Source organism: Serratia sp. LTN-2, from assembly GCF_059740205.1.
Genome location: NZ_JCAXDO010000006.1, coordinates 105,575 through 116,404, shown reverse-complemented (window position 1 = coordinate 116,404; position 10,830 = coordinate 105,575). Strand labels below are relative to the sequence as shown.

The window sequence follows — 10,830 nt, the reverse complement described above, 5'->3', positions numbered from 1 at the left end:
CCCCAGCCCGGAAACCAGCACCCACAGCCACGGCAGCGTCTGCGGCAGGTAAATCAGGCCGATAAAGCCGATCAGTTGCATCATCAAGGCCAGCAACAGCAGCGGCCGCCGGTCATGATTGCGCGCCAGCGCCGGCAGCAGCAGCGCGCCCATCACCTGGCCGAAGGTCATCAGCGCCAGCAGCGAACCGCTGGCCTGCGGCTGCCAGCCGAGCTGCATGTAATACGGCGGCAGCCAGGCGATCAGGCTGGTATAGCCGCCGTTGATCAGGCCGAAATAGGCGCCGAGCAGCCAGGCGCGCCGGTTGCGCAGCAGGCTTGGGCCGCGGTGTTCTCCCGCCGCGCCCAGGCGAGACAGCCCGCGGCTGACCGGCCACCAGGCCAGCAGCGCCACCAGGGCCGGCAACGCCCACCAGGCCAGCGCGCTGTGCCAGTCGCGCCCCGTACTCATCAGCCATGGGGTGATTGCCGCCCCCAGACCGCCGCCCCCCATCAGCGCCGCCGACCACAGCCCGGCCACCAGCGCCATGCTTTTGAGGAAGTGATGCTTGATGATGCCGGGCATCACCGCCTGGATCACCCCGATGCCGAGCCCGCCCAGCACCGCGCTCATTAACAGTTGCACGCTGCCGGGGGCCAGTTCGCGCCAAAGCGCGCCCAGCCCGATTGCCAGCAGGCTCAACGTCACGGCGCTGCGTTCGCTGAACAGCCGATTGATGGCACCGCCCGCCAGCGCCATCAGCCCCATCATCAGCACCGGCAGCGTGGTCAACAGCGCCGCGCCGCCAAAGCTCAGCCCGGTGGCCTGGCGCAGCGTCGGCAGCAACGGGCCGATCGAGGTCAACAGCGGCCGCATGTTCAGGCCGATCAACACCAGCGCCAGCAACAGGGGGTTGAACCAGCGACGTGGAGAAGGTGAATTAACAGAATGATTTAACACGATATATTCCTGGTACTGCGAAATGAAGAGTGCGGCGTCACAGCGCGATCGCCGCAGCGTTGCGTTACTGTAGGCAACGCCGCTAGTATTGGGAAATTAAATAATAAAATAGCCAACAGTGGGAAAATGAATCGCTACCCGATGTTCAATCCGCAGCTGCTGCTCAGCTTCGTCGCCGTGTGCGACAGCAACAGCTTCACCCGCGCCGCAGAGCGGGTGTTTTTGTCGCAGTCCACCGTCAGCCAGCAGGTGCGTCGGCTGGAAGAGATGTTGGGCAAACCGTTGTTTGAACGCTCCTCGCATCAGGTGCTGCTGACTGAAGAAGGCGTCAAGTTGTTGAGCTACGCGCGCCGCATCATCGCGCTGAATGAAGAAGCCCACGACGCGCTGACCGGCATCTGGCGCGACGGCGTGCTACGGATCGGCATGCCGGAAGATTTCGCCGTGCCCACCACCGAGCTGCTGGCGGAATTCAGCCGCGAGCACCCGCACCTGCGGCTGGACGTAGCCAGCGGCCTGAGCGCCGATCTGCACAGCGCCTACGCACGTGAAGAGCAGGATCTGATCCTGGTGAAGCAGCGCCGCCAGCAACCGCCGCGCGCCGCGCGGCCGGAACCGCTGCTGTGGCTGGACAGCCTGGCCTTTCCGGCTATCGAGCAATCGCCGGTGCCGCTGGCGGTATTTCCACTCAACGGCCTGTACCGCGACGAGCTGTGCCAGGCGCTGGACAACCTCGGCAAACGCTGGCGTATCGGTTACAGCAGCGCCAGCCTGGCGGCGCTGACCGCCGCTTCCGCCGCCGGGCTGGGCGTCACCCTGCTGCCGGCCGGCTGCCGTCTGCCCACGCACCGGGTGCTGGGCGCGGCCGAAGGATTGCCGCCGATAGACAGCTTCGAACTGGCGCTCTACTACCGCGACGGCGCCCCCGCCGCCACGCTGGCGCTGGCCCAGCGGCTGGCGGTGTTTTGCGGGTTGAAGTGAGATCGGTTACGCCACTATCTGCGGATATTCGCGCTGCAGCCAGTCGATAATCCGCACCCACAGCGCATCGGTCTGCTCAAGGCAAGCCTGTACCGCCGTATCCGTCACCAAATCGCCGGAATAATCCGCCACATTGCGCTGTTTTCGCAATGCATCCAGGCAGATCATTGCCTCGCGCGGCAACCCTACGGTGAGCGGCAACGTTTGGATCATGGTCTGGTGATGACCGGGTTTGCTGGTCAGCGTCCGGTACCCCTTGGCTTGCAAAGCGGCATTAGCCATTTGCATGACCGCCTTATATGCCGTGTCGAAACGGCTCTCATTGCTGAGCTGAGTGATACCCGCATCACGGCGGTTGCGCGCGGCGGCGGCCAGCAATTTTTTAATTGCCCCCGAGTCAGGCGTTATCACCTCCAGTCCCAGTCCGACCAGATTGTCCAGCGTCATCCTTGTCTCCCGCAATCCAGAGTTGGGGTTTCCGCATAATGTCCTGTATAAACGCGGAGTTCTCGGCCAAAGCCGCCCGCCACTCTTCCGGCGAGTACAGTTTGGGGTTAATTTCCCGTCCCAGCGTTTCCTGCAGCGGATAAATAGCCTGAATCACCTGTGAAAAAGACAGTTTGCCAACGATCAACACATCGATATCGCTGGCCGCCGTCGCTTTGCCACTGGCGACTGAACCAAAAATAAAGGCCCGTTCAATAGCTGCACCAAACTCTGCCAATGTCTGCCTTAAGCGCTCCACTGGCCCGCAAGCCTTGCGGAAAATAGCCGCCAGCTCTGGGAAAATCAGGCAATCAACGTTGGCCTGATAGCAAATTTGATTGCCCTGCCGCTGCCTGAGCAAAATGCCCCCCTCAGCCAGCCTGCTCAACTCTTTATGTAAAGTACCGGCCTGAGTTGTGGTACGCCGCGCAATTTCCCGCACGTGAAACGCTCGCCCGGGCTCAATAAACAGCAGGCTTAGCACTTTTCTACGGTATTCGCTGAACAGCAGTTCGAGCATCGGATCGTGCATCACGCTAACCTCAATGTAGCTTTAATGACTACAAATGTAGCCATTAAAGCTACGAAAGAGCAAGCCAGGAAAGCCATTCAACCGATGGGCGCCGGTCATTACCAAATCGAATAGTCACCAGTGGCAAATGTCGCTGCCAACCGACCGCTTCCTCTCCTAAATTGGGGGCTGTTTTCACCCACCTCACCTCTGGATTAAGGAACCGAACGTGGAAAACCCTCAACAACCGGGCCGCAGAGCCTTCCTCAGCCAAACCGGCAAACTCACCACCGCCTGCGCGGTGATCGGCCTGACCGGCGGTGTGGCACAGGCCGCGTCTCTTGGCGGCGAGCAGTGCGCACCGGCACCGATGACCCTGACCGAACGTCACTACTACCTGAGCGAGGTGCGGCTGGAAGACGGCTTTGAATACGACGGCGACACGGTGATCGGCACCCGCACCGCGCTGTATACGCTTGAGATCAAAGACGGCAAGATCGCCGCCATTCATGCCGCCAACGCCGCGCTGCCCGCCGGCGTGCCCCGCTATAAGGCACAGGGCCAGCTGCTGCTGCCGGCGTTTCGCGATATGCACATCCACCTGGACAAAACCTTCTACAGCGGCCCGTGGCAGGCGCCGCGCCCGCGCCAGGGCAAAACCATCATGGACATGATCGCGCTGGAGCAGACGCTGATCCCGAAACTGCTGCCCACCTCGCAGCAGCGGGCGGAAAATCTGATCGCCTTGCTGCAATCCAAAGGCAGCACCGTGGCGCGCAGCCACTGCAATATCGATCCGGTCAGCGGCCTGAAAAGCCTGGAGCACCTGCAGCGCGCGCTGGAAAAACACCGGGCAGACTTCAGCTGTGAAATCGTCGCTTTCCCGCAGCATGGCCTGCTGCACTCCAGGGTCGATGCGCTGATGCGTGAAGCGATGCAGATGGGCGTGCAGTACGTCGGCGGGCTCGATCCGACCAACGTCGACGGCGCGATGGAGAAATCGCTGGACGCCATGTTCCAGATCGCCCTCGATACCGGCAAAGGCGTGGATATCCACCTGCATGAGACCAGCCCGGCCGGGGTCGCCGCCATTAACTATATGATCGCCACCGTGGAGCAAAACCCGGCGCTGCGCGGCAAGGTCACCATCAGCCACGCTTTCGCCCTGACCACGCTGACGCCGGGCGAACTGGCGGAAACCGCCACCCGGCTGGCGGCGCAGCAGATCACCATCGCCTCTACGGTGCCGATCGGCGGCCTGATGATGCCGCTGCCGCAGCTCAGCGAGAAAGGGGTGTTCGTGATGACCGGCACCGACAGCGTAATCGACCACTGGTCGCCGTTCGGCACCGGCGACATTCTGGAGAAGGCTAACCTGTACGCCCAGCTGTACCGCGGCTCCGACGAGTATCACCTGTCGCGCGCCATGGCCATCTCTACCGGCGGCGTGCTGCCGCTGGACGAGAAGGGCCAGCGCGCCTGGCCGAAAGCCGGCGATGCCGCCGAGTTCGTGCTGGTCAACGCCAGCTGCTCCGCCGAGGCGGTCGCCCGCCTGCCGGCGCGCAGCGCCACCTTCCATCAGGGGCGTCTGGTGGCCGGCCAGGTGAGCAAAGCCTAAGGTCGGTCCGCTGTTGTCATCATGATGGCCGGTTTTGGCCTTCTGCCAGAGTAAGGCACGGCGCAAGATGGTCGCTACACACACTGGCGGAGGGCCGAAAATGTCACAGAGCGCGTTATTGATCATCGATGTCCAGCAATCATTCCAGCACCGTCCATTCTGGCAGGAGGACGATCTGCCGGCGTTTCAACAGGCGCTGACCCGTCTGATCGCGGGCTGCCAGCAACGCGGCGCGGCGCTGGTCGACGTGCTGCACGTCTCGCCGCAGGGGCCGTTCTCGCTGACATCAGGCCACGTGCAGCGCCTGCCGTTCCTCACCCACCAGGCGGATATCACCGTGCATAAGCATGTGCACAATGCGCTGACCGAATCCGGCCTCGACGCCTGGCTGCGCGAGCGGGATATCAACCACCTGATCATCTCCGGCATCCGCACCGAACAGTGCTGTGAAACCACCACCCGGGTGGCGTCCGATCTCGGTTATCGGGTGACCTTCGTCACCGAGGCGACGCTGACCTTCCCGATGCGCCATCCCGACGGTGAAGTCTTTACCCCCGCGCAGCTGAAGCGGCATACTGAAACCGTACTGGTCGATCGTTTCGCCCGCATCGCCAGCGTGGATGAGGCGCTGGCGCAACTCGCACAGGAGTAACCATGCCGCAGGCCGTCTATTTTCTGCTGTTGCCCAACGTGCTGTCGCTCGACGTCAGCGGCCCGGCGGAAACCCTGCGCCTCGCCGGGTCGTTCAGCCTGCGTTACCTCAGCCCGGCGCCGCAGGTCGTCTGCTCCATCGGCATGACGCTGAGCGGCCTGCAGCCGTTGCCCGAACGCCTGGAAGACGGCGCTATTCTGGTGTTGCCGGGCGTCGGCGATTCGCAGCGCTATTTCGCCGGTGACGAGGCCGAGCAGGCCCGCCGCTGGCTGGCGACGCTGCGGCCCGATCTGCAGCGGCAGCGCATCACCCTGGTGTGCATCTGCTCCGGCGCGCTGCTGGCAGCGCAGGCCGGGCTGCTCGACGGCTATCAGTGCACCACCCACCACGACGTCATCGAACGCATCCGCCTGCAGGCGCCGGCGGCGCAGGTGAAAGAGAACCGCATCTTCGTCGAAGACCGCGGCGTCTATACCAGCGCGGGCATCACCACCGGCATCGATTTGGCACTGCATCTGGTTCACCGCCACTGCGGCTCCGGCCGGGCGCGCGACGTCGCACGCGACATGGTGGTCTATTTCCGCCGTGCCGGCGACGATCCGCAGCTGTCGCCTTGGCTGCGCTACCGCAACCACCTGCACCCGGCGGTACACCGCGCGCAGGACATGATGGCCGCCGAGCCGGAGGCCGACTGGTCGGTGCCGCAGATAGCGGAAAAGGCGCACGTCAGCAGCCGACACCTGGCGCGGCTGTTTCGCAGCCACGTCGGCATCAGCGTACGGGAATATCATGAACAGCTGCGGTTGGCGGTGGCGCAACAGCGCCTGCAGCAAGGGTATGGGTTGGAAAAGGCCGCGTTGGCGGCCGGTTTTTCTTCCGGGCGGCAGCTGCGCCGCGCCCAGCAGCGCCAGCACTCGCCGCTATGACACCAGTCGGCGGGTATCCAGCCGCTGCAGGCCGACAGACAGCAGCAGGCTGAGCCCCAGCGCCACGCCGAACACCCAGAAGATATCCAGCAGCGGGTGGCCGGTGAAATCCAGGTGCCGATTGCGCATCATGTTGACGATAAGGGCGTGAAAACCGTAGATCGCCAGCGAATGGCGGGAAAACACGCCCAACCAACCGATCGGCTGCGGCAGGCAATGTTTCACCCACACCAGCAGCGCTACCGCCGCCATAAACACCAGCGGGCCGCTGTAGATATAGTAGGTATCGGCGAAGTTGCCGTTGATGAACAGCTGGTGCTTGGTGCCGCGCGCGATCAACGCCACGCACAGCGCAAATCCCACCGCCGCCAGCCAGCCCACGGCACGCCCGCGCGCCTCCATCATGCCCATCGCCCGCCCGGCCAGCGCATACAGCAGGTAGTAGAAGGTATCGCCGTAGATATACAGGTTAACCGGCAGCAGGTGCGCGTTGCCGAAGGTCAGCTTGTCGGTATTCGGGTTGGCGATCACCGCCAACACCACCAGCACGGCGGCCAGGTAACGGCGCGACACCGGCTTGACGCCGATCAGCGGCGACAGCAGGTAAATCACCGCGATGGCGTAGAAAAACCACAGATGATAGAACACCGGCTTTTGCAGAATGCCGCGCAGCGACGGCCAGAAACCGATCTTGGTGAAAGCCGCGATATAGATCAGCGCGATGGCGCTGTAGAACAGAATGCAGCAGGCGATGCGGGTGAAATGCCGGCGGCCGGCGCTCTTTTCGCCGAAGAACAGGTAGCCGGAAATCATGAAGAACAGCGGCACCGACACGCGCGACAGCGAATTCAACACGTTGGCGATATCCCAGTTATGCAGCCCTATCGCCGCGCCGTTGGTGACGTAATAAGTGGTGGCGTGGATCATCACCACCATCATGCACGCTATCGCCCGCAGGTTGTCTATCCAGCCGATTTTCTCGCTCAAACGCTCGCTCGATCTTGTGTCATATTGGTATGTTAATAAGAGGTTATCGGGCGCAGCGTTCGGCGACAACCCAAAAGCGAAATATCAGAATGCACTTAAACCGCACCTTATGATTGCGAAGGTGAACAATTGGCGGCAAAATAGCCGCCATAACTCGCTCAGTTTGCGCTTCCCGCCCTGGCAGTTCCTTTTTCTCTTTTACTATCAGTACAATAATATGAAAACAACATTACCACCTGCGGCACGTTTGGGCCGGCAGGCGCTTTTATTCCCTCTTTGTCTGGTGCTGTTCGAGTTCGCCACCTATATCGGCAACGATATGATTCAGCCGGGCATGCTGGCCGTCGTGGCAGATTTCAACGCCGGCGAAGAGTGGGTGCCCACCTCGATGACCGCCTATCTGGCCGGCGGCATCTTCCTGCAGTGGCTGCTCGGGCCGCTGTCGGATCGCCGCGGCCGTCGCCCGGTGATGCTGGCCGGGGTGGCGTTCTTTATCGTCTCCTGCCTGGCGATCCTGCTGGTCACCACCATCGAGCAGTTTATCGCCATGCGTTTCCTGCAGGGCATCGGCCTATGCTTTATCGGCGCGGTCGGCTACGCCACGATCCAGGAGTCGTTCGAGGAGGCGGTGTGCATCAAAATCACCGCCCTGATGGCTAACGTGGCGCTGATCGCCCCGCTGCTGGGGCCACTGGCCGGCGCGGCGCTGATCCACGTCGCGCCGTGGCAGAGCATGTTCGTGCTGTTTGCGGCGCTGGCGGCCATCGCCTTCTATGGCCTGTGGAAAGCCATGCCGGAAACCGCCACGCTGCAGGGCGAGGCGTTTTCCGCCGCCAACCTGTGGCGCGACTACCGCCAGGTGTTGGGCAACCGCCGCTTCCTGTGCGGCGCCCTGGCGATCGGTTTCGCCAGCCTGCCGCTGCTGGCCTGGATCGCCCAATCGCCGGTGATCCTGATCAGCGGCGAGTCGCTGTCGACGTTGGACTACGGCCTGCTGCAGATCCCGGTGTTCGGCGCGCTTATCCTCGGCAACCTGACGCTGGCGCGCCTGACCGGCAAGAACAGCGTGGAGCGCCTGATCAAGCTGGGCGCGGGCCCGATGCTGCTGGGGCTGCTGATCGCCGCACTGGCGACCCAGTTCTCCAGCCACGCCTACCTGTGGATGACCGCCGGCCTGAGCCTGTACGCCTTCGGCATTGGCCTCGCCAACGCCGGGCTGTACCGCCTGACGCTGTTCTCCAGCAACGTCAGCAAAGGTACTGTGTCCGCCACCATGGGCATGCTGAGCATGATGGTGTTCACCGTCGGCATCGAGCTGGCCAAGGTCGCCTACGTCTGGGGCGGCAGCGGGCTGTTCAACCTGTTCAACCTCATCAGCGGCCTGTGCTGGCTGACGCTGGTGGCGCTGTTCCTCGGCAAACGCCGCAACGGCGACCCCACGCCGCAGCCGAACGGCGCGGCTTAAACATGACGATAAACGCCGGTCCGGTTTTCCGACCGGCGTTTTTTATGCGGCTTCAGCCGAGCAGCCCCCACAGCGCATACCCCGTTCCCACCACCGCCACCACCAACAGCAACGCTGCCGACAGAATGGAAATCGTCCGGCGCGCGCGCTGCAGCACCGAGCCCGACAGCAGAATGATATAGGCCAGCAAGATGGCGAAGTCCGCCAGCACCCACAGCGTGGTCAGCAGCGTCAGGCTGGCGCCGACCGAGGGGGTGACGGCGATGAACTGCGGAAAAAAGGCGACGAAGAAGATGATATCTTTCGGGTTGGCGATGCCCACCAGAAAGCCGTTCACGATCGCCGAGCGCTTGTGCGGCCCCGCTGGGCGCGGCGCGCTCGGTGCCTCGCTAAATGAAGATAAATCCTCATAGAGTGAGACAATCGCCATGCGGGCGATGAACAGACAGCCCAACAGGCTTATCCACTGCAGCATGCGCATATCCACGGCGAACAGCCCGGTGATGATCAGCGCCGCGATGCCGATCAGCAGCAAGGAGGCCCAGTTGCTGCCGAGCGCGGTCAGCAGCGCGCGCCGGGCGCCAAAGCGCGCCGCGGTGTTGGCCACCATCATCACCACCGGCCCCGGGGTGGCGATCAGCAGGAAAATGGCGGCGAAATACGCCGCCAGCAACGACAGGTTCATCTTTATTTCACTCACATTCAGGCGGTTGGCTTCGCGCCATTATCATCCCGCCGCCCCCGCCTTGAAAAAGGAGTAATCCTGTCGTTTACTGTGAGCCATACTCATCTTGAGAGACGCCGCGATGGCCAGTTCCCTTCCGCCGCTTTATGCCCTGCGCGCCTTCGAAAGCGCTGCCCGTACCGGCTCGTTCACGCAGGCCGCCACCGAGCTGCACCTCACCCCCAGCGCCGTCAGCAAGCACATCAAAACGCTGGAGCAGCACTTCGGCTGTCGCCTGTTCCAGCGCAATGGCCCGCGCATCGAGGTCACGCCGCAGGGAAAAATCTTCGCCGCCGAGCTGCAGCAAGGGTTTGGGCGCATCGAACAAGCCTGCGAGCTGTTCAAGAGCCACCGCGATCTGCTGCGGCTGAAGGCGCCTTCCACCCTGACCATGCGCTGGCTGCTGGACTGCCTGAGCCGGTTCCGGCAAACGGCGCAGGCGTTCGAGGTGCAGGCAGCCAGCGTCTGGATGGACATCGACAGCGTGGATTTTTTCAGCGAACCCTACGACTGCGCCATCCTGCTCGGCAACGGCTATTTCGGCGCCAACACCGCCGCCGTAAAGCTGTTCGACGAATGGCTGATCCCGATTTGCGCCCCTGCGCTGCTCGCCGACGGGCAGCGCAACCTCGCCACCTGCCCGCTGATCCATCCGTCGCCCGATCGGCGCGACTGGCGGCGCTGGCTGCAGAAAAGCGGCATAGCGGCCCCGATCGATCTCGCGCGCGGCCAGGTATTCGACTCGCTGGAACAGGGCAATGCGGCGGCCATCGCCGGGCACGGCATCTCGATCGGCGATCTGGCGCTGAGCCTGCGGACCATTGAGGAGGGGTTATTGGCGCTGCCTTGTGACGCCGCCGTGCGCACCGGCGACGGTTATTATCTGGTTTGGCCGGCGGAGTCGGCGAAGCGGCCGCTGATCGAACGCTTACAGGCGTTTCTCGCCGCCCAAACACCCGACGTGAGCCGGGCCGCCGTCAGATTTATCGGGTAGGGGAATTCGGCCTATCGCTCTTCGCGGGTATGCCAAATACGCAGAACATAAATCGCTGCCGGCTGCACCTGGTAACGTATCTCATAGCGGCCGACCAGAATACGCCTCACTTCCTGCGGTAAAAACTCGTCCAATCTTTCACCCAGGCGGGGATTATCGAGCAACGCTTTAGGCGCGGCGACCAAGGCCTTCACCGAATTCGCTGCCGCAGTGCGGTTAGCCAAGGCAAGAAACTCAAACAAACGCGCCAAATCCGATAGCGCCTTACTCGTCCATTTTAATTTCATCAGCGCGGTACCGGCAGCGGCTCGTCACTGTCCAGGCTGGCCGCCCAGGCTTCTACCGACTCATGATCGATAACGTTTTGCTGTTCGACATCGGCCAGCGCCGCCAGCGTTAATCGACGGCGCTCCTCCTCTTGCTCGAGCCAGGCGGCGAGGGCTTGCTTCACTATCCATCCCCGCGAGCGTTCAAGTCTGGCGGCCATTTCGTCTACCTTTTCAGCCAAAGGCAGCGGCACATGAGCGGTGATGACTTTCGTATTCAT

General features: G+C 62.8%; 13 protein-coding genes. 6 read left to right on the top strand and 7 right to left on the bottom strand.

All coding sequences use genetic code 11. The annotated features are described in order from the left end of the window. Nucleotides 1-939, bottom strand: a 939-nt coding sequence (locus tag AC6BYQ_RS14045; protein ID WP_498057060.1) for a cyanate transporter, incomplete at its 3' end; no start/stop codon positions are given. Nucleotides 940-1,065: 126 nt separating this feature from the next. Here AC6BYQ_RS14045 and AC6BYQ_RS14040 point away from each other — a divergent pair. After that, nucleotides 1,066-1,920, top strand: coding sequence for a LysR family transcriptional regulator (locus tag AC6BYQ_RS14040; protein ID WP_498057059.1), 855 nt, complete (start codon nt 1,066-1,068; stop codon nt 1,918-1,920). A 6-nt stretch (nt 1,921-1,926) separates the two neighbouring features. On the opposite strand, the gene AC6BYQ_RS14035 is transcribed toward AC6BYQ_RS14040, so the two are convergent. After that, nucleotides 1,927-2,367 carry a DNA-binding protein gene (locus AC6BYQ_RS14035; protein WP_498057058.1) on the bottom strand — a complete coding sequence of 147 codons (441 nt, stop codon included), beginning with the start codon at nt 2,365-2,367 and terminating at the stop codon, nt 1,927-1,929. Then, on the bottom strand, nt 2,318-2,938 hold the full coding sequence (locus AC6BYQ_RS14030; protein WP_498057057.1) for a nucleotidyltransferase domain-containing protein: 621 nt from the start codon (nt 2,936-2,938) through the stop codon (nt 2,318-2,320). Before AC6BYQ_RS14030 ends, AC6BYQ_RS14035 begins: the two co-directional genes overlap by 50 nt. A 208-nt stretch (nt 2,939-3,146) precedes the next feature. Here AC6BYQ_RS14030 and AC6BYQ_RS14025 point away from each other — a divergent pair, with 208 nt between their 5' ends. From AC6BYQ_RS14025 to AC6BYQ_RS14015, 3 genes are all read left to right on the top strand, one after another. Then, entirely contained in the window at nt 3,147-4,535 is a 1,389-nt protein-coding gene (locus AC6BYQ_RS14025; RefSeq protein ID WP_498057056.1) for an amidohydrolase family protein, read from the top strand. A 100-nt stretch (nt 4,536-4,635) separates the two neighbouring features. Then, the gene (locus AC6BYQ_RS14020; protein WP_498057055.1) at nt 4,636-5,187 is read left to right on the top strand and encodes an isochorismatase family protein; all 552 of its coding nucleotides are present in this window, start codon (nt 4,636-4,638) and stop codon (nt 5,185-5,187) included. 2 nt (nt 5,188-5,189) lie between these two features. Next, entirely contained in the window at nt 5,190-6,113 is a 924-nt protein-coding gene (locus AC6BYQ_RS14015) for a GlxA family transcriptional regulator (protein ID WP_498057054.1), read from the top strand. Here AC6BYQ_RS14015 and AC6BYQ_RS14010 read toward each other — a convergent pair. After that, the gene (locus AC6BYQ_RS14010; RefSeq protein WP_498057053.1) at nt 6,108-7,100 is read right to left on the bottom strand and encodes an acyltransferase; all 993 of its coding nucleotides are present in this window, start codon (nt 7,098-7,100) and stop codon (nt 6,108-6,110) included. The genes AC6BYQ_RS14015 and AC6BYQ_RS14010 overlap by 6 nt on opposite strands. Before the next feature lie 217 nt (nt 7,101-7,317). On the opposite strand from AC6BYQ_RS14010, the gene AC6BYQ_RS14005 reads away from it, so the two are divergent. Further along, on the top strand, nt 7,318-8,565 hold the full coding sequence (locus AC6BYQ_RS14005; RefSeq protein WP_004934040.1) for an MFS transporter: 1,248 nt from the start codon (nt 7,318-7,320) through the stop codon (nt 8,563-8,565). 52 nt (nt 8,566-8,617) lie between these two features. On the opposite strand, the gene AC6BYQ_RS14000 is transcribed toward AC6BYQ_RS14005, so the two are convergent. After that, nucleotides 8,618-9,250 (bottom strand): LysE family translocator, encoded by a 633-nt coding sequence (locus tag AC6BYQ_RS14000; RefSeq protein WP_498057052.1) that lies wholly within the window; start codon nt 9,248-9,250, stop codon nt 8,618-8,620. 121 nt (nt 9,251-9,371) lie between these two features. Here AC6BYQ_RS14000 and AC6BYQ_RS13995 point away from each other — a divergent pair, with 121 nt between their 5' ends. Further along, nucleotides 9,372-10,283 carry a LysR family transcriptional regulator gene (locus AC6BYQ_RS13995; RefSeq protein ID WP_074055679.1) on the top strand — a complete coding sequence of 304 codons (912 nt, stop codon included), beginning with the start codon at nt 9,372-9,374 and terminating at the stop codon, nt 10,281-10,283. A gap of 11 nt (nt 10,284-10,294) precedes the next feature. Here AC6BYQ_RS13995 and AC6BYQ_RS13990 read toward each other — a convergent pair whose 3' ends face one another. Beyond that, the gene (locus AC6BYQ_RS13990; RefSeq protein ID WP_498057051.1) at nt 10,295-10,570 is read right to left on the bottom strand and encodes a type II toxin-antitoxin system RelE/ParE family toxin; all 276 of its coding nucleotides are present in this window, start codon (nt 10,568-10,570) and stop codon (nt 10,295-10,297) included. After that, nucleotides 10,570-10,830, bottom strand: a complete 261-nt coding sequence (locus tag AC6BYQ_RS13985) for a CopG family ribbon-helix-helix protein (protein WP_198636760.1) — start codon at nt 10,828-10,830, stop codon at nt 10,570-10,572. The genes AC6BYQ_RS13990 and AC6BYQ_RS13985 overlap by 1 nt, the downstream gene beginning before the upstream one ends.

Excerpts from the sequence above, each read along its gene's own strand:
- AC6BYQ_RS14035 (WP_498057058.1), bottom strand. The coding sequence starts at position 2,367 with ATGACGCTGGACAATCTGGTCGGACTGGGACTGGAGGTGATAACGCCT.
- AC6BYQ_RS13985 (WP_198636760.1), bottom strand. The coding sequence starts at position 10,830 with ATGAATACGAAAGTCATCACCGCTCATGTGCCGCTGCCTTTGGCTGAA.
- AC6BYQ_RS14030 (WP_498057057.1), bottom strand. The coding sequence starts at position 2,938 with ATGCACGATCCGATGCTCGAACTGCTGTTCAGCGAATACCGTAGAAAA.
- AC6BYQ_RS14005 (WP_004934040.1), top strand. The coding sequence starts at position 7,318 with ATGAAAACAACATTACCACCTGCGGCACGTTTGGGCCGGCAGGCGCTT.
- AC6BYQ_RS14020 (WP_498057055.1), top strand. The coding sequence starts at position 4,636 with ATGTCACAGAGCGCGTTATTGATCATCGATGTCCAGCAATCATTCCAG.
- AC6BYQ_RS13990 (WP_498057051.1), bottom strand. The coding sequence starts at position 10,570 with ATGAAATTAAAATGGACGAGTAAGGCGCTATCGGATTTGGCGCGTTTG.
- AC6BYQ_RS13995 (WP_074055679.1), top strand. The coding sequence starts at position 9,372 with ATGGCCAGTTCCCTTCCGCCGCTTTATGCCCTGCGCGCCTTCGAAAGC.
- AC6BYQ_RS14000 (WP_498057052.1), bottom strand. The coding sequence starts at position 9,250 with ATGAACCTGTCGTTGCTGGCGGCGTATTTCGCCGCCATTTTCCTGCTG.
- AC6BYQ_RS14040 (WP_498057059.1), top strand. The coding sequence starts at position 1,066 with ATGAATCGCTACCCGATGTTCAATCCGCAGCTGCTGCTCAGCTTCGTC.
- AC6BYQ_RS14015 (WP_498057054.1), top strand. The coding sequence starts at position 5,190 with ATGCCGCAGGCCGTCTATTTTCTGCTGTTGCCCAACGTGCTGTCGCTC.